Annotated in this window: 18 protein-coding genes and 2 pseudogenes; 7 read left to right on the forward strand and 13 right to left on the reverse strand. The window is 63.8% G+C overall.

The genetic code is table 11. From position 1 onward, the window contains the following. Nucleotides 1-10: 10 nt before the first annotated feature. The gene (locus tag ACFQT0_RS10935) at nucleotides 11-298 is read right to left on the reverse strand and encodes a DUF202 domain-containing protein (protein ID WP_380202701.1); all 288 of its coding nucleotides are present in this window, start codon (nucleotides 296-298) and stop codon (nucleotides 11-13) included. Between the two features lie 77 nt (nucleotides 299-375). Here ACFQT0_RS10935 and ACFQT0_RS10940 point away from each other — a divergent pair, with 77 nt between their 5' ends. Next, nucleotides 376-1,128, forward strand: a complete 753-nt coding sequence (locus ACFQT0_RS10940) for an IS5 family transposase (RefSeq protein WP_380199736.1) — start codon at nucleotides 376-378, stop codon at nucleotides 1,126-1,128. A 68-nt stretch (nucleotides 1,129-1,196) separates the two neighbouring features. Here ACFQT0_RS10940 and ACFQT0_RS10945 read toward each other — a convergent pair whose 3' ends face one another. Then, on the reverse strand, nucleotides 1,197-1,634 hold the full coding sequence (locus ACFQT0_RS10945) for a hypothetical protein (RefSeq protein ID WP_380206160.1): 438 nt from the start codon (nucleotides 1,632-1,634) through the stop codon (nucleotides 1,197-1,199). Then, nucleotides 1,544-2,077: a carboxypeptidase-like regulatory domain-containing protein gene (locus ACFQT0_RS10950; RefSeq protein WP_380202703.1), complete on the reverse strand. Its 534-nt coding sequence runs from the start codon at nucleotides 2,075-2,077 to the stop codon at nucleotides 1,544-1,546. Before ACFQT0_RS10950 ends, ACFQT0_RS10945 begins: the two co-directional genes overlap by 91 nt. Nucleotides 2,078-2,428: 351 nt before the next feature. Between ACFQT0_RS10950 and ACFQT0_RS10955 the strand changes: the two genes are divergently transcribed. Further along, nucleotides 2,429-2,914 carry a hypothetical protein gene (locus ACFQT0_RS10955; protein ID WP_380202705.1) on the forward strand — a complete coding sequence of 162 codons (486 nt, stop codon included), beginning with the start codon at nucleotides 2,429-2,431 and terminating at the stop codon, nucleotides 2,912-2,914. Here the strand turns inward: ACFQT0_RS10955 and meaB are convergent. Beyond that, nucleotides 2,898-3,904 (reverse strand): annotated as a pseudogene (gene meaB, locus ACFQT0_RS10960) (methylmalonyl Co-A mutase-associated GTPase MeaB). The gene ACFQT0_RS10955 and the pseudogene meaB overlap by 17 nt on opposite strands. Before the next feature lie 129 nt (nucleotides 3,905-4,033). On the opposite strand from meaB, the gene ACFQT0_RS10965 reads away from it, so the two are divergent. After that, nucleotides 4,034-4,894: a hypothetical protein gene (locus tag ACFQT0_RS10965; protein ID WP_380202707.1), complete on the forward strand. Its 861-nt coding sequence runs from the start codon at nucleotides 4,034-4,036 to the stop codon at nucleotides 4,892-4,894. Continuing rightward, nucleotides 4,849-5,445: a DUF5723 family protein gene (locus ACFQT0_RS10970; RefSeq protein WP_380202709.1), complete on the forward strand. Its 597-nt coding sequence runs from the start codon at nucleotides 4,849-4,851 to the stop codon at nucleotides 5,443-5,445. The genes ACFQT0_RS10965 and ACFQT0_RS10970 overlap by 46 nt, the downstream gene beginning before the upstream one ends. 295 nt (nucleotides 5,446-5,740) lie before the next feature. Here ACFQT0_RS10970 and ACFQT0_RS10975 read toward each other — a convergent pair whose 3' ends face one another. The 3 genes from ACFQT0_RS10975 to ACFQT0_RS10985 all read right to left on the reverse strand — a co-directional run bounded on the left by ACFQT0_RS10975 (nucleotide 5,741) and on the right by ACFQT0_RS10985 (nucleotide 7,433). Further along, entirely contained in the window at nucleotides 5,741-6,439 is a 699-nt protein-coding gene (locus ACFQT0_RS10975; protein ID WP_380202711.1) for a hypothetical protein, read from the reverse strand. A gap of 2 nt (nucleotides 6,440-6,441) precedes the next feature. Continuing rightward, nucleotides 6,442-6,828 carry a hypothetical protein gene (locus ACFQT0_RS10980; protein ID WP_380202713.1) on the reverse strand — a complete coding sequence of 129 codons (387 nt, stop codon included), beginning with the start codon at nucleotides 6,826-6,828 and terminating at the stop codon, nucleotides 6,442-6,444. 185 nt (nucleotides 6,829-7,013) lie between these two features. Next, nucleotides 7,014-7,433 carry a L,D-transpeptidase family protein gene (locus tag ACFQT0_RS10985; protein ID WP_380202715.1) on the reverse strand — a complete coding sequence of 140 codons (420 nt, stop codon included), beginning with the start codon at nucleotides 7,431-7,433 and terminating at the stop codon, nucleotides 7,014-7,016. A 597-nt stretch (nucleotides 7,434-8,030) separates the two neighbouring features. On the opposite strand from ACFQT0_RS10985, the gene ACFQT0_RS10990 reads away from it, so the two are divergent. From ACFQT0_RS10990 to ACFQT0_RS11000, 3 genes are all read left to right on the forward strand, one after another. Next, nucleotides 8,031-9,185 (forward strand): beta-propeller fold lactonase family protein, encoded by a 1,155-nt coding sequence (locus ACFQT0_RS10990; RefSeq protein WP_380202717.1) that lies wholly within the window; start codon nucleotides 8,031-8,033, stop codon nucleotides 9,183-9,185. Then, nucleotides 9,139-10,479 (forward strand): alkaline phosphatase family protein, encoded by a 1,341-nt coding sequence (locus ACFQT0_RS10995; protein ID WP_380202719.1) that lies wholly within the window; start codon nucleotides 9,139-9,141, stop codon nucleotides 10,477-10,479. Before ACFQT0_RS10990 ends, ACFQT0_RS10995 begins: the two co-directional genes overlap by 47 nt. Before the next feature lie 181 nt (nucleotides 10,480-10,660). Further along, nucleotides 10,661-11,326, forward strand: coding sequence for a DUF2461 domain-containing protein (locus ACFQT0_RS11000; RefSeq protein ID WP_380202721.1), 666 nt, complete (start codon nucleotides 10,661-10,663; stop codon nucleotides 11,324-11,326). Nucleotides 11,327-11,349: 23 nt separating this feature from the next. Here ACFQT0_RS11000 and ACFQT0_RS11005 read toward each other — a convergent pair whose 3' ends face one another. From ACFQT0_RS11005 to ACFQT0_RS11030, 6 genes and pseudogenes are all read right to left on the reverse strand, one after another. After that, complete coding sequence (locus ACFQT0_RS11005; protein ID WP_380205981.1) at nucleotides 11,350-11,631, reverse strand: DUF6702 family protein; 282 nt, start codon at nucleotides 11,629-11,631, stop codon at nucleotides 11,350-11,352. Further along, complete coding sequence (locus ACFQT0_RS11010) at nucleotides 11,622-11,864, reverse strand: DUF6702 family protein (RefSeq protein ID WP_380202723.1); 243 nt, start codon at nucleotides 11,862-11,864, stop codon at nucleotides 11,622-11,624. The genes ACFQT0_RS11005 and ACFQT0_RS11010 overlap by 10 nt, the downstream gene beginning before the upstream one ends. An 87-nt stretch (nucleotides 11,865-11,951) precedes the next feature. Then, nucleotides 11,952-12,452 carry a site-2 protease family protein gene (locus tag ACFQT0_RS11015; RefSeq protein ID WP_380202725.1) on the reverse strand — a complete coding sequence of 167 codons (501 nt, stop codon included), beginning with the start codon at nucleotides 12,450-12,452 and terminating at the stop codon, nucleotides 11,952-11,954. After that, complete coding sequence (locus ACFQT0_RS11020) at nucleotides 12,415-13,299, reverse strand: site-2 protease family protein (protein ID WP_380202727.1); 885 nt, start codon at nucleotides 13,297-13,299, stop codon at nucleotides 12,415-12,417. The genes ACFQT0_RS11015 and ACFQT0_RS11020 overlap by 38 nt, the downstream gene beginning before the upstream one ends. 130 nt (nucleotides 13,300-13,429) lie before the next feature. Continuing rightward, a pseudogene (locus tag ACFQT0_RS11025) lies at nucleotides 13,430-14,595 on the reverse strand (1-deoxy-D-xylulose-5-phosphate reductoisomerase). Between the two features lie 53 nt (nucleotides 14,596-14,648). Continuing rightward, nucleotides 14,649-15,359, reverse strand: coding sequence for a GAF domain-containing protein (locus tag ACFQT0_RS11030; RefSeq protein ID WP_380202729.1), 711 nt, complete (start codon nucleotides 15,357-15,359; stop codon nucleotides 14,649-14,651). Between the last annotated feature and the right edge of the window lie 279 nt (nucleotides 15,360-15,638).

Here is a 15,638-nt window from a genome sequence, read left to right on the forward strand (position 1 = left end):
TTTCCGGCGTCTAGGCGTTGGGCCCCGGATTGAGCAGCGATTGCGAGATGCGCCGGGCTTTGGCGCGGAACCGTATCCAGCCCAGCAGAATGGTGCCCAAACCTAGCGGGATGGCCAGCACCCCGGCCCAGACGTAGACGTTGGCCCGGAAAAACTGGATAAGCGAAAACCCCGCGATAATCATGGCCAGGCCCGTGCGCAGGTACGCCAGCATGGTGCGCTCGTTGGCCATGCGGGTGCGCTCCAGCGCCAGCTGGTCGGAGAGCGAGTGGTGGCGCTTAGCAGGGGGAGCAACCATGGAGCAATGCTGGAGCTTTGGTTTGGGGGCGGAAGGGAGTTTCTAGGAAGTGTTAACAGTGAGAAGTAAATTGGAGCATGGATTTTCTGCTAACGGAAGCGCAGTGGGCACGCATCGCGCCCCTGCTGCCGGGTCGAGAAGGCACGAGCGGGGGCCGGGGCCACGACAACCGGCGTTTCGTGGAGGCGGTGCTCTGGTTGACGCGCAACGGTTGCCGCTGGCGGGCCTTGCCGGCCGAATGGGGCAACTGGCACACGACGTACACGCGCTTCCAGCGCTGGGCCGCGTCCGGCGTGTGGGCCCGGGTGCTGGCGGCCGTGCAGCAGGACGACGCGCTGCACACGCTGCTGGTCGATTCGACCACCGTGCGGGCCCACCAGCACGCGAGCGGCGCGCGCAAAAACGGACCGCAAGCCCTCGGGCGCAGCCGCGGCGGCTTGACCAGCAAGCTGCACGTGGCCGCCGATGCGCAGGGGCGGCTTGTGCGCTGCCGGCTGACAGCCGGCCAGCGCCACGACGCCCCGCAGGCCTTGCCGCTGCTCGAGGGGCTGGCCCCGACGCACCTCGTCGCCGACCGCGGCTACGATTCCGACCCGCTCGTGGCCGCGCTCGCCGCCCGCGGCACCTGCGCCGTGATTCCGCCCCGGTGCAAGCGCCGCACCCCGCGGGCTTACGACGCGGCCCGCTACGCCCAGCGCCACCCCGTCGAGCGACTCTTCAGCCGCCTCAAGCAGTTTCGCCGCGTGGCCACCCGTTACGACAAGCTCGATGCGCATTTCTTGGCCTTTGTTCATTTGGCGGCGACCGTTTTGTGGCTCCGTGACTGTTAACACTTCCTAGTACGCGGGAGCCCGGCCCTGGGGTGCACCTGCGCCCGGGCCTCGCGGCGGTTAGTCCTTTACTGTGGCGTAGAACGCCACGGTGGGGCGCAGGCCCAGCAGCGGCACGTTGCTCTTGATGGTGGGCTTCGTCCAGGCGGCCTGGCTGGTGCGGCGCATGTAGAGCTGCCCGCCCCCGTACTTGAGCACGCCCCTGAAGCTGATGCGCTTGGTAAGGTCGGCCACGGGGGCGCCGGCGGGGCTTTCACCCACTCCAGGGCCAGCAGAAAATCCTCGTTCAGCAGCAGGCGGTCGGCGGCGAGGTCCACGGCCAGCACGCCGACGGTGGGCGCCGCCGTCACGAATACATCGTGCGCCAGCAGCTTCTCGGCGGTGGGCCGGCCCTGGGCATCCAGTCGGTACAGGTTCAGGCGGAAGGTGAGGGGGCCCGCCTCGTTTTGGGCCACGGCAACGTGCAGGCGCTGCACCAGCGCGGGGCGCCGCGGCAGGTGCACCACCGTGCCAATCTCAGTGCCCAGCTCGTTGGCGGCCAGGTAGAAACGAATGCGCGAGCGGGCTTGTCGGGCCCCACGGTGTGCAGCCGCTGGTAGGCGCCCGCCGCCGTCACGCTCACCTCGTTGAGCTGCACTTCCTCGGGCGTAAGGCTGATGGCGGGCGCGGCCAGCAGGGCGGCAAAGGGCAGCAGCAGCGGCCGGAACCCGACGCTCGAAACACGCACCGTGTCAGTAGCATACGCGGCGTTGTAGGGCAGCTGGTAGCGGCCCTGCTCGTCGCTCACTGTGCCCAGGCCGCGCCGGGGCAAACCCAGGTTCACAAACGGAATGGCCTGGTGGGAACTGGCGCTCGTCACGGTGCCCGTGATGGTTTGGGCGAAGAGTGAATGCGGCAGCAGGCCAGTTACGGTTACCAGAAACGCAGCCAGAATCGAAAAACGCAGCACGAAAAAATAAAAAGAGGTTGAGCCGGAAAGGGGCGAAGGTAGCACGAACCTTCGTGCACTTACCCGGCCGGCTCCCGCCTTTTGGTGCCTCCAGTAGCTCAATTATGGCGCGGCATAAACCATAGGTGTTCGTAAGCGGACAATTGCCCAAAACCGAACGAATTTAAAAGCCGGTTATCAAGTGCATGTCGTTACAAAATACTGTGATTTAAATGGTTATAAACTTGGCACGGAGTTGGAATTTACCCTGATGCCCCTGGGCGGCAGATGCTCAGAACCGGACATGAGCATTTGTCTTGCGCCGGCCTTGCCAGGGAAGTCTTCATCCTTCATCAACCTTTTTTCTACGTCATGAAAACTTCGTTCTTCTTCCGCCTGGCTCAATTCCGTCCCCAAGCCACTGCGGCTTTCCACTCCCTGGCGCACGCCCGGGCCCTGCGGCCCCTCGCGCTCGGCCTGTTGGCCGTAGCGGGCACGGCTTTCACCAGCCCGGCCTCGCCCGAAACCACCGAGCCGGTATACGTGACCCAGCCCGACGCCGAAAGCCTGCGGGTACGCATCAACAACGCTACCAAAAAGCCGGCCTATTTGCGGGTTCTGCAGCTGGACAACAACCGCTGGCTGCTGAACGAAACCCACCGCGAGCCCGCCTACGGCACGCTCCTGAAGTTCAACAACCTGCCCAGCGGGCGCTACGCCGTCATCCTGCGCGTGGGCCCCGACCGCTACCGCTACAACGTGCAGGTAGAAACCAAAGCCCCCGGCGCGACCACCATCGCCGTGCGCGAAACGACCTCGCGCCGCGTCGAGAACGGGCTGGCTACTGCGGCGTTGTAACGCCCCCGCCAGCAAGCGCCAGCAATTCCGTGGCCGCCGCGAACGGTGTCAACCGTCCGGCGGCCACGGCTTCTTGCACGGCGGGCAGCTGGGCCTGCACGGCCGCCGCGGCGTAAAACCGCGTTTCGAGCTCCTGCACAATGCTCTGGTGCAGCCACTGGAGCTGCTGCTGCTGGCGCCGCTGCCGGAAGTAGCCGTTTTCCTGCGTAGCACGGGCGTAAGCTTCTATCACGTCCCACACCTCCGCAATGCCGGTGCCGCTCACGGCCGACGTGAGCAGCACGGGCTGCACCTGGCCCGAGGGCGCGGGCGGAAACAGGTGGAGCGCGTTTTGGTAATCGACGCGGGCGCGGCGGGCGGCCTGCTCGTTGCCGTGGTCGGCCTTGGTGATGCACAGGGCGTCGGCCATCTCCATGATGCCGCGCTTGAGGCCCTGGAGCTCGTCGCCGGCGCCGGCCAGCATCAGCAGCAGGAAGAAATCGACCATGCCGTGCACGGTGGTTTCGGACTGGCCCACGCCCACGGTTTCCACAAAAATGACGTCGTGCCCGGCCGCTTCGCACAGCAGCAGGGCCTCGCGGGTGGCGCGGGCCACGCCGCCCAGGCTGCCGGCGGCAGGAGAGGGCGAATAAACGCCGCGTGGTGCGCGGCCAGCCAGGGCATCCGGGTTTTGTCGCCTAGAATGCTGCCGCCGCCGCGCTGGCTGCTGGGGTCCACGGCCAGCACGGCCAGTTTCTTGCCCAGGGTTTCGACCAGATACCGGCCCAGGGCTTCGATGAAGGTGCTTTTTCCCACGCCGGGCACGCCCGTGATGCCCACGCGCAGGCTGCGGCCGGTGTGGGGCAGCACGGCCTGCAGCACTTCCTGGGCCAGGGCCTGGTCGGCCGGCAACGTGCTTTCGACCAGGGTAATGGCGCGGCCCAGCACCGTGCGGGTGCCGGCCAGGATACCGGCCGCGTACTCGGCGGCAGAAAGGCGTTTGGGGGGCATAGGGTGGGAACGGGTGCTTTGGCTTGCCCGCGTAATTGGCGGATGCCGGCTTATTTTTCGAAATCGAACGGCAAGCTAACCGATACGTACGAAGGCATAGCCAAAACCACCCTGACCCCAATTTTCCGCATGAAAACAAACCGCCTCCTGCCCCTGGCCGCTTTGCTTGCCCTGCCCGCCGCCGTGCGTGCCCAAAACGAAATAAGTAATTTCTCGGCCACCGGCCGGGGCGGAGTCGTCAACACGTTTGCCCAGGACTACCAGGCCATCGGCGTAAATCCTGCCAACCTGGGCCGCGACAGCGAAGCCAAAGTAGCGTTCACGATAGGCGAAGTTGGGCTGGGCGTAGCGTCGCGCTCGCTGACCAAGACGTTTTTCGAGCGCATCATTTTCCAGCGCACCGAGACCATAGGGCCGGCCGACCGAGCAAAGCTGCTGGACGGCCTCACCGATAAAGACGCGTTCAACCTCAACATCGATGCCACCACGGCGGGCCTGTCCGTGAGCTTGCCCGGCGGGCTGGGCAGTGTGGCCTTCAGCAACCGCCAGCGCATTAGTGCCCACCTGGCCCTGAACCGCAACGCGGCCGACGTGCTGCTCAACGGCAAGAACGCCGCCAGCCTGCAGCCTTATTACCCCACCACGGGCACCGCCACGCAGCCGGCTCCGGCCCTGGGCGAATTCCTGGACGGCACCGCCATCCAGATGGCCTGGACCAGTGAGTACAACATTGCCTACGGGCTGCGCGTGCTCGACCTGCCCAATTTTCAGCTGTCGGCCGGTGCGGGTTACCGCTACATTCGGGGCATCGGCATTGCCGACATCCGGGCCGAAGGCGGCAACCTGGCCGCGTATTCGGCGCTGTCGCCGCTTTTTCGGTGGACTACGGCGCACTGGCCACCGACCCCAATTTCAGGGCCAAAACGGGCTCGGGGCTGGAGGCCGTGGGCAGTGGCCACGGCGCCGACGTGGGCGTGTCGGCCGAAGTAGGCAAAATCTTGCAAGTGGCCGCTTCCCTCACCGACCTGGGCAAAATGACCTGGACGGGCAACGTGGTAACGGCCGCCAACCAGAAGCTGCAGCCCACCAGCGCCGACGGCATCGAAACCTACGACGTGCTCAAGGAAGTCATCAAGCAGTTCGACACTGACCAGCAAAACATCTTCACCTACCAGGCCCAGCAGAAACGCACCGCCAGCTTGCCGGCCAAGCTCCGGCTCGGGGTCGGCTTCCGCATCAGCAGCCTGTTCGAGGCCGGGGTGGACTTTACCGCGCCGCTCAACGAAGTTGCTGGCAATCTCACATCTCCCTTCCTGGGCCTGGGCGTCGACTACAAGCCCGTCAGCTGGCTGCGCCTGAGCAGCGGCGTGAGCGGCGGCGCGGGCTACGGCACCAGCCTGCCGCTGGGCATCACGGTGGTTACGCCCATCTGGGAAGCCGGCGTGAGCTCGCGCGACGTGTTGGGCTATTTCAGCGAAAACTCGCCCTACTACTCGCTGGGGTTGGGCTTCCTGCGGTTCAAGATTGGCAACAGGGAGTAGAACGATAAGCTCCCCTCCTTTTTTAAGGAGGGGATGTTTGAGCTTTAGCTCAAACGGGGGTGGTTGCCCTCGTTGAACGATACCCGAACGACTCGCGGCAGAACGATTTGGGCTGGAATCGTTCGGGTGTCGTTCAACGAGAGCAACCACCCCAGCCAACTTGGCAGTTGAGCGTCCCCTCCTTAAAAAAGGAGGGGAGCTTATCGTTCGGGAGTAGTTCAACGGCTCAACCACCCCTGTTTTCGCTGCGCGAAAACTCCCCTCCTTGGTAAGGAAGGGAGTTGAATGTTCATATTTAGGGTATTACCACAAACCCCGGCAGGCCCAGCTTGCTGCGGCGGCCGCCGAGCTTCAAGCCTTCGTCCACGTACTGGCATTCTTTGCCCAGGGCGTTGGGTAGCTGAATGACGCCGAGGTTGGGGTTGTCTTCGCGGGCCACGTAGATGCGGCCGTCGGGGCCGCGCTGCAGGGCGCCGATTTTGCGGTTGGCCGACTTGCCGACTAGGGTTTTGGCTTTGGTTTTGAGGTCGAACTGCCAGATTTCGGTTTGGCCGCCGCCCACGCCGTTGCAGGTGCCGTAGAGCTTGGTGCCGTCGGGCGAAAACTCCACGCCGTAGGCCTCGGCGAAGGGACCGAAGCTGCTGGGGTTGCTCACCTTGCCGGTGGTGCGGTCGAAATCGTAGATTTCAAACTTGTTGGTTTCGCGCCAGAGCGCGGCGGCCAGGTGGCGGCCATCGGGCGAGAACTTGAGGGCGCCGATGGCGTTGCGGCCGGGGCCGGCGTTCATGCTGCCCACGTTGCTCATGATGGGCTTGCCGGCCACGCCGTCGGCCGTGACGAGGTACGACACGAAGGCATTGGAGTTCCAGCGGTGGGCCACCACCCAGGTGTCGCGGCCATTGGCGTGGCGCACGGCGGCCAGCTTTTCGGCCACCGGCTGGATGAGCAGCAGGTTCACGCGCGGCAGGTCGCCGAAGCCGTTGTCGCGGGTCATGTCTACAATGGAGTAGCGCAGGCCATTGGGCGTGCCCTGGGGGCCACGGTGAAGATGTAGAACACGTTGCCCGAGCCGGGGTCGGGCACGATGAGGGCCGACTGTGTGCTGCTGCCGCTGCCCATCAGCTTGCGGCCGTTGGGCATGGGCTGGTGCTTGCGGTTCCACACGGTTTCGCCATTGGTGTAAAACAGCAGGCTCGCCCTTGGAGCCTGGTGGCCGTGGCGCAGCCCTCGTAGGTGGTCATTTTGCCGTCGTTGAGCGGCTTGGGCGTGCCATCGGCAAAGCTGAGGCCAGCCTGCTGGCCGAAATACCAGATATCGGTGGGCCGCTGGGCGCGGGCCGCCACCGTGAGCAGCAAGGGAAGTAAGGCGAAAAAGACGTTTCATGAATGCAAAAAGCAAGTGGTATGCGGCCTAAATGAAAAAACCATGCCGGCTCCTGCGCCGCCTGGCCGGCCTGGTTGAGCTGAACCTAATGCAGTTGGCGCTGAGCTGATAAATGCGCAAACCGCTCGGGTTGACCAAGGCGGCCAGCGTCGGCAAAACTGCTGCAGGCGTACAGCGGCGGCAAGTTAGCCAAGACTGTCGCCTGGGCTATTTTCCCACCACCGCCAGTTGAGCTGATTCCATGGCTTCGTGGTGCTTTTCGAAATACGCGTAGCCCGGCAGCAGCCCCGCCAGAAGGCGTAGTTGGGGCTGGCCGTGCGCCTGGCCAGCTCGCTTTCGGTGAGGGGAAACGGGAAAATGTGCACCGGAATAAGCGTCTGGCCCGCGGCCCGGGCCGCCACAGCTATCAGGTAGACTTCCTCAATGCCGATGTCGGTGATGGGCAGGCAGCCGATGGTGACCTCGCCGCCGTGGATAAAAATGTCGCCGCCGGGGTCTGGCTCGCCCAGGGCCAGGTCGGCGGCGTTGGGGTAGTTGAGACCCAGCGACAGGTGGTACTCGCTTTTGGGGTTGAAGCGGTCGATTTGGTAGAAGCCCTCGGGCACTTGCTTGTCGCCGACGCGGCGCTTGGGGCCCAGGCGGCCCGAAGTGGCGGCCAGGGGTAGGCCTGCAGCAGTTCAAACGAGTGGCTCCCTGGTTGCGGGCCCACACCTCCAGCTCCCGGTTGGTTTTGATGACGCGCACCATGATTTCGAGGCGGTTGGGGTCGAGGTTGTGCGTGCGAAGCAGCTCCGCTACGGCCGGCCCGGTACCCGCCAGCGCCACCCGCACCCGCGGAAAATTGAGCTGCTGCTGCCAAAACGCCGCCTGCGTCGCAAAGGAATCGGCGCCCGCTTCGCCGGAAGGCGCGGTGCAGGATTGGGCCAGCAGTTGGTAAAGAGGCAAAAGCAACAGCACGCAACACGGCAATCGACGCAGCATAGGAACAAACCAGAAAGAGGGTGAATGGCGCTACAACGACATTCAATTGTTTCTATTTTATGAGGAGCTTAAGTTTTTGGCAGTCCTGGTTTTGCGGCCATCTAACCCGTCGCACCTGCCCACCGGTTACCTTAGCAGCGGCGGTCGCGGCAGGCACTCCGCGCCGCCGCTTTCCCATGCCGCTACTTTCCCGATGCCGTCGTTTTGCACCGTTATTGCTCTTGCTGGTACTGTTGGGCTGCAGCGGTAGCCCCAGCACCAAGCCCGCACCCGAGGCGCCTGCCGTGCTGCCCGGCCCCATTGCCGGCACCAGCCAGACGCTATTGCCCAACGGCTGGAAACTGAGCCCCGCGGGCGCCCTCACGCCCCTCGGCGACCTGCCGCTCAACTTGCAAATCAGCCCCGATGGCCGCCTGGCCGCCGTCGTGAATGCCGGCTGGGGCGAGAATTCAGTGCAGCTGCTCGACGCCGCCACCGGCCAGCTGCTCGACACCCGTGTGGTGCCCGCGGCCTGGGTTGGGCTGGCTTTCGGGCCCGATGGCCGCACGCTGTACGCCTCCGGCGGGCAGCACAACCGCATTCATAGCTTCCGAGTGGAAGGCCAGAAGCTGCGGCCCGATAGTGCCCTGGTGCTGGGTGAAAAATGGCCCAAGCAGAAAATCGGCGTAGCCGGCCTCGTAGTCGACGGCCGCCGCAACGCGCTGTATGCCGTGACGCGCGAAGACAACTCGCTTTACACCCTCGACCTGAAAACGCGCCAGGTGGTGCGCACCATTAAGCTGCCCGCTGAAGCCTACGGCGTGGTGCTGAGCCCCGACGGCGCCCGGCTCTACATCAGCTTGTGGGGCGGCCACGCGGTAGCCACCTACGACATTGCCAGCCAGAAACTTCTGCCGAGCATTACCGTCGAGAGCCACCCCAACGACATGGTGCTCACCCGCGACGGCCGCCGCCTGTTTGTGGCCAACGCCAACAGCAACTCGGTTTCCATCATCGACACGCGCCTGGGCCGCGTGACCGAAACCCTGAACACGGCCCTGTTCCCGAATTCGCCTGCCGGCAGCACGCCCGATGGTGTGGCCCTGAACGCCGACGACACCCAGCTCTACATTGCCAACGCCGACAACAACTGCGTGGCCGTGTTCGACGTGCGCGAGCCGCTTGCCAGCCGCCCCCTGGGCTTTGTGCCCACCGGCTGGTACCCCACGGCCGTGCGTGTGGCCGGCTCCCAGCTGCTGGTGGCCAATGGCAAGGGCCAACTCTCGAAGCCCAACCCCAACGGGCCCAACCCAGTGCGCGACGTGGGCGAGAAGGGGGCCGGCTACATCGGTGGGCTGCTCAGCAGGCTCGCTGGCGCGCCTGCCGCTGCCCGATGAAGCCGCTCTGGCTGCGTTTTCAGCTCAAGTGTATGCCAACACGCCCTTCACCAAAGCGCGCGAAAACTCGCCCGACGTGCCCGCCGGCAACCCCATTCCGCAGCGTGTGGGCGAGAAGTCGCCCATCAAGCACGTCTTCTACATCATCAAGGAAAACCGCACCTACGACCAGGTGCTCGGCGACGTGCCCGCCGGCAACGGCGACGCCAGCCTGTGCTTGTTCCCCGAAAAGGTGACGCCCAACCACCACGCCCTGACCCGGGATTTTGTGTTGCTCGATAATTTCTACGTCGATGCCGAAGTGAGCGCCGACGGCCACAACTGGAGCACGGCGGCCTACGCCACCGATTTTGTGGAGAAAAGCTGGCCCACCAACTACAGCGGCCGCGGCGGCAGCTACGATTTTGAGGGCGCGCGGGGCGAAGTGGCCCAACCCAAGGACGGCTTTCTGTGGGACTACTGCCTGCGCGCCGGCCGCAGCTTCCGCTCCTACGGCGAGTTCGTTTTTCAGGGCAAGCCCACCTTGCCGGCCATTGCCAAAAACTTCTGCAAGAAATTCCCGGGCTTCGACATGGACATTCCCGACGTGGAGCGGGAACGGATTTGGGAGCAGGACTTTGACAGCCTGGTGGCAGCGAAGGCCGTGCCCAACCTAAGCATCATCCGCCTGCCCAACGACCACACCCTCGGTGCCATCAAGGGCGCGCTGCATCCGTTGTCCTTCGCCGCCGACAACGACCTGGCCCTGGGCCGGCTCATCGAGCACCTGTCAAGAAGCCCGGTCTGGAAGGAATCGGTGGTGATGGTAGTAGAGGACGACGCCCAAAACGGGCCCGACCACGTCGATGCGCACCGCTCCACCGCCTACTTGGTGGGGCCGCATGTGCGCCGCCACACCGTGGTGCACACTGCCTATACCACGTCGGGCATGCTGCGCACGTTGGAGCTTATCCTGGGCCTGCCGCCCATGAGCCAGTACGACGCCGCGGCTGTGCCGCTCTGGGCCTGCTTCACCAGCAAGCCCAACTTAGCGCCCTACAACCTGCGCCCCGCCACCACGCCGCTCACCGTCCGCAACACCGCCTTCAACGCCCCCGCCCGCCGCGCCCTCAAGTTCGACCTGAGCCGCGAAGACGCCGCCCCCGACCTGGCCTTTAATGAGAACATCTGGCAGGCCATCCGGGGCGAGCACAGCCGCATGCCTGCCCCCGGCGCAGCGCCTTCCTGCGCGAAGCCAAGACCGAGCACGAGGAGGAGGAAGAAGATTAACCACAAAACTCCCCTCCTTAGTTAAGGAGGGGACGCTGGCGCGAAGCGTCAGGTGGGGTGGTTGCCCTCGTTGAACGACACTCGAACGATTCCAGCTCATCTCGTTCGGGTGTCGTTCAACGAGGGCAACCACCCCGTCCGAGCCTTGCGGCTCGAACATCCCCTCCTTAAAAAAGGAGGGGAGCTTGTTGTTCTTACGGTTTCTTATGCAGCTCAAACCTCTCTTCACTTTCCTCAGCGGCCTGGCCAAACACAACGACCGGCCGTGGTTCCAGGAGCGCAAGGCCACGTATGACCAGCTGCGCGAGCAGTTTGTGGAAGACGCCGAATTCTGGGCCCGCGAATTAGCTCAACTAGACCCGGCGCTGGCGGGGCCGGAGGGCCGCAAAAGCATCTTCCGCATCTACCGCGACGTGCGCTTCAGCAAAAACAAGGACCCTTACAAAACGCACTTCTCGGTGTACTTCACCGCCAGCGCCGGCAAGGAAGTGGAGGCGCCCGGCTACTACCTGCAGCTTGGGCCCAATGGCAACACCCTGATTGCCGGCGGCCTCTACCAGCCCGATAAAACGCAGGCGGCCGCCATCCGGCAGGAAATCGATTATAACGTCGACGAGCTAAAAGCCCTGCTGACCGCGCCCGATTTCCGGCGCTACTTCGGCGGCATGGGCGGCGAAAAGCTGAAAAAGTCCCCCGCTGCCTACTCGGTGGACCACCCCGAAATTGAGCTGTTGAAGCATAAAAACTTCACCGCCACGCACCAGATGGCCGATGCGGACGTGTTGAGCCACGAAGATTTTCGGGCCCACGTGGTGGAAGTGTTTCGGGCGATGGTGCCGTTCTGCCAGTTTCTGCGCGGCGCCATTTCGTAGCGTAGACTACCAGGCGGCTCTGCCTACCACTTCAGCAGTTCCTGCTCGTGGCCGGCGCGGAAAAGGACGCTCTGCTTTTTGTCGCCGGCCTCGATGTTCACGATGTTCATCTGGTCGCCGAACACGTCGAGTAGCAGGGCGTGGCGCATCTGCACGCTGGGCGTAGGGCCCGGCAGCGGCACTTTGCAGTACAGCCAGTAGCCGTCCTTTTCGGCCTGCAAGCCCAGCACCTGCAGCGGGAGCGGGGCCCCGGCGGCGGTACTGAACTTGAGGGTGCGCTGCAGGTACGCGGTGGTCAGGGCCAGGGGCGCGGGCCAGCGGCGTCCAGGCTCACGTGGGCCGGCTGGCCCTGAGACAGGGCCGTTTCAAAGTCATCGGTAAACACCTTCACCGACAGCTCCAGCTGCTTTTTGGCGGCGTTGTAGCGCAGGCGGTCAGCGAGGAGTGGTAGGCGTGCAGGGCCGGCGCCGCGCCAGCCAGGGAAGCAGCAACAGTACCGCCGCAAAAGAGAAAGCAAACGCATGGCAGGGGTATCCAACGAGGAGTTGGCGGATAAGGGAACGAGGTCAGTACAGGCCGCCTCGCCCACGCTCCCAAGCCAACGGGAGCACAAGTAGAAGCGACCTTACGAAATGGCCTTCAGCAGGGGCTTGAGGATGATGACGTAGGCCATCAGCATCAGAATAAGAACCGTGCCGACACGCTGCGCGCCCTCCAAAAACTTGTCGGACGGCTTGCGGCGCAAAATCATTTCGTAGAGCAGGAACACCACGTGGCCGCCATCTAGTGCCGGAATGGGCAGCAGGTTCATGAAGGCCAGCACCATGCTCAGGCCCGCGGCCAGGCCCCAGAAGTGCTGCCACTCCCAGGTACCGCCGAATTGCTGGGCAATTTCTACGGGGCCGCCGAGGCTCTCGGAGGCCGAAATCTCGCGGCGGAAAATCTTGCCAAAGGCCCGGGCCTGCAAGCCAATTACCCCAAATGCCTTGCTCACGCCCTGCGGGATGGACTCGGCCAGCGAGTACTGGCGGGTGCCGAGCTTCAGCGTCGATTTGCGCTCGAAGCCGATGCGGCCCGACTCGCTGACATCAATGGCTAGGGGCAGGGTTTGTCCCCCGCGCTCCACTACCACTTCGGTTTTCTTGCCTTTGTTGGCGAGCAGAGCGGCTTGCAGGCTCGTCGAAGAACTGCACGGGCTTGCCGGCTACCGTCGTGATTTTGTCGCCCGCCTTCAGGCCGGCTTTGGCAGCGGCCCCGCCGGGTACCACGCGCTCTACGGCGAAGGTTTCGCGGGGGCGCACCAGCAGGCTGTCGGCGCTTTGCTTGGCGAATTTGTCGAGGAAATTGGTCGGGAGGTTGATGTCGACCAACTGCCCGTTGCGGTCTACGGTGTAGAACGAGTTGTTGCCCATGATGACGTCGGGCTTGTACACGTCGTCGAACTCGGTGAAGGGCCGGCCGTTGATTTTTACGATTTTGTCGCCCGTCTGAAAGCCGATTTCGCGGCCCAGCCCGTTGGGCAGGATGCCGTAGCGCGCCTCCGAAGCCGGCAGAAATACGTCGCCGTAGTGGAAGGTCATGGCGGCGAAAATCACGATGCCGGTGAGGACGTTCATGATAATGCCGCCGAGCATCACCAGCAGGCGCTGCCAGGCCGGCTTGCCGCGGAATTCGTCCGGCTTGGGCGGGCCGGCCAGCGAGGAGGCGTCCTGCGTCTCGTCAATCATGCCGTGAATCTGCACGTAGCCGCCCAGCGGGAACCAGCCAATGCCGTATTCGGTCTCGCCCACTTTCTTTTTCAGCAGGGCGAAATTCATCACCCCGGGCATGGGAAACAGGAAGTCGAAGAAGATGTAGAATTTATCGACCCGGATTTTAAACAGCTTCGCGAAGGCGAAGTGACCGAATTCGTGCAAGCCAACTAGTAGCGACAGGGCCAGCAGCAGCTGGCCAATCATGGTGAGAATTTCCAAGGGAGGGGTATTAATTATCTGTCATCCTGAGCGCAGCGAAGGACCTTATCACGCTAGCGCCTCAATAGTTAGTAGTTCTGATGAAAGCCGCCGTGATAAGATGCTTCCTTCGTCAGCCTGACAATAGTATTTACAGTAGCGTTTCGGCTACCCGGCGCGTTTCCGCATCGGTGGCCACCAGGTCGGCCAGCAACGGCTCCGCAAGGTACGAAACCCGCGCCAGGCACCCCGCCACTAGGTCCGACATCTGCCGGAAGCCCACTTGCTCGCGCAAAAAGGCTGCCACGGCCACTTCGTTGGCCGCGTTGAGCACGCAGGGCGCGTTGCCGCCCCGGCGCATGGCCCCAAAGGCCAACTCCAGGTTGGGGAACGCCACGCGGTCGGGCGCTTCGAAAGTGAGGGTGGGGTAGTCGAGGAAAGAGAAGCGCGGAAAGGTGTTGGCCAGCCGCTGCGGGTAGCCCAGGGCGTATTGGATGGGCAGCTTCATGTCGGGCAGGCCCAGTTGGGCTTTCAGCGAGCCGTCGCGGAACTGCACCAGCGAATGCACAATGCTTTGGGGGTGCACCACCACGTCAATCTGCTCGTCGGTGAGCCCAAACAGCCACTTGGCTTCAATCACCTCCAGGCCCTTGTTCATGAGCGAGGCCGAATCGATGGTGATTTTGGCGCCCATGTCCCAGTTGGGGTGCTTGAGGGCCTGGGCCTTGGTCACGGCCTCCATCTGCTGGGCCGAGCGGCCCCGAAAGGGCCTCCCGAGGCCGTGAGAATGATTTTCTCGATGGGGTTTTGCTCTTCACCCACCAAGCACTGGAAGATGGCCGAATGCTCGGAGTCGACGGGCAGCAGGCGCACCTTGTGCTGGCGTACCAGCCCGGTGATGAGCTCGCCGGCCACTACCAGGGTTTCTTTGTTGGCCAGGGCAATGTCTTTGCCGGCTTTGATGGCCGCCACCGTGGGTAGCAGCCCGGCGTAGCCCACCAAGGCGGTGAGCACAATGTCGATTTCGGGCCGGGTCACGACTTCGGCCAGCGTGGCGGCACCGGCCAGTACCTCCGTTTCGGGCTGGGAAGCCAAGGCGGCTTTCAGGGGCTGATAGCAGCTCTCGTCGCCGATGACGACCACGGCGGGCCGAAACTCCCGGGCCTGCTGCGCCAGCAATTCCCACTGCCGCTGGGCGCTGAGCACCGCCACCCGGAACCGGCCCGGCTGCTGGCGCACGACTTCCAGGGCCTGCGTGCCAATAGAACCCGTGGAGCCGAGCAGCGCCAGCGTTTTTACCTTGTTGTTGTCGACCATAATGCTACAAACACAGAAACGCCGTAAAAGTACTGCGCCCCGGCATGCTCGCCTTAGGTACGGCGCAGGGTGGCCGCCACAAACTGGTCGACGATGCCCACGATGCCCTCTGCTTCCTTGGCTACGGCCGGCGTGAGCGGCCCCACAGTACCCGCCGAAACCACCCGCTCGCCCAGGGCCTTGAGGCGGGCCAGCTGCTCGCCAATGGCGCGGTACACGAATTCCCAGAGCATGGCTGTGGCTCCGGCGTGGGCGCCCAGGGTGCGGCGCAACTCCAGCAGGCGCATCACCAGGCCAGCCATCTTGCCCAGCAACGTGCGCTCGGCGGGCGTGAACTGCCGGGGCGGGCCGTCGAGCAGGCACAGCGAGCCAATGTTGTGGCCATCGGAGGTGCGCAGGTTGTGGCCGGCGTAAAAATGCAGCCCCAGCTGCTGCACCAGGGAAATATCGACGCCGGGCGCGCTGGCTTTGTTTAAATCCTCAAACACGGCCGTGTCTTCTTGGAGAATGGTGGCCGAGCACAGGCTTTGATGGCGGGGCACGCGCTCCACGTCCATCAGCAGATTATAAGGGGCTTTGATGAGCACCTCGTCTTCCTCCACAATGGAAAGCATGGCGTTGGAAACCCGGAACAATTGGGCCGCCGCGGCTACCACGTCGTCGAGTACTTTTTCGCTGCGGGCATCAAGGAGTTGGTAGCGTTCCAGCGCCTGCAGACGCGCTGCGTCGTTGGCCGGAATAAGGGAGGCAGGAATGGAGCTCACAGCGAAGTAGAAAAAGGAAGAAGCGAGGCGACGGCCCGGCTGTAGGAAAGCACAGCGCGCCTCGGGTTAGTGTGTACCCGCGCCCAGGCTCGAGGGTTGCGCCGGGCCGCGGCTCAATATGAGGGATGTTTGGGCCTAGTCGTTAGTTGCAAGCCATATTGAGGTAAGGATTTTACCCGGGCGCAGGTTTTTACTGTGAGTCAACGGGCGCATTTATTTGAGCTGGGTTGCTGCGTAATCAGCTTATTTAGCTCAATTCTGCCCGGCTTGGCCTGCTAC

Source organism: Hymenobacter humi (assembly GCF_042665855.1).
Lineage (GTDB): Bacteria > Bacteroidota > Bacteroidia > Cytophagales > Hymenobacteraceae > Hymenobacter > Hymenobacter humi.

Bases quoted from the DNA above. Each gene is read 5' to 3' on its own strand.
- ACFQT0_RS10935 (WP_380202701.1), bottom strand. From the start codon at position 298: ATGGTTGCTCCCCCTGCTAAGCGCCACCACTCGCTCTCCGACCAGCTG.
- ACFQT0_RS10940 (WP_380199736.1), top strand. From the start codon at position 376: ATGGATTTTCTGCTAACGGAAGCGCAGTGGGCACGCATCGCGCCCCTG.
- ACFQT0_RS10955 (WP_380202705.1), top strand. From the start codon at position 2,429: ATGAAAACTTCGTTCTTCTTCCGCCTGGCTCAATTCCGTCCCCAAGCC.
- ACFQT0_RS10965 (WP_380202707.1), top strand. From the start codon at position 4,034: ATGAAAACAAACCGCCTCCTGCCCCTGGCCGCTTTGCTTGCCCTGCCC.
- ACFQT0_RS10975 (WP_380202711.1), bottom strand. From the start codon at position 6,439: ATGACCCGCGACAACGGCTTCGGCGACCTGCCGCGCGTGAACCTGCTG.
- ACFQT0_RS10980 (WP_380202713.1), bottom strand. From the start codon at position 6,828: ATGAAACGTCTTTTTCGCCTTACTTCCCTTGCTGCTCACGGTGGCGGC.
- ACFQT0_RS11000 (WP_380202721.1), top strand. From the start codon at position 10,661: ATGCAGCTCAAACCTCTCTTCACTTTCCTCAGCGGCCTGGCCAAACAC.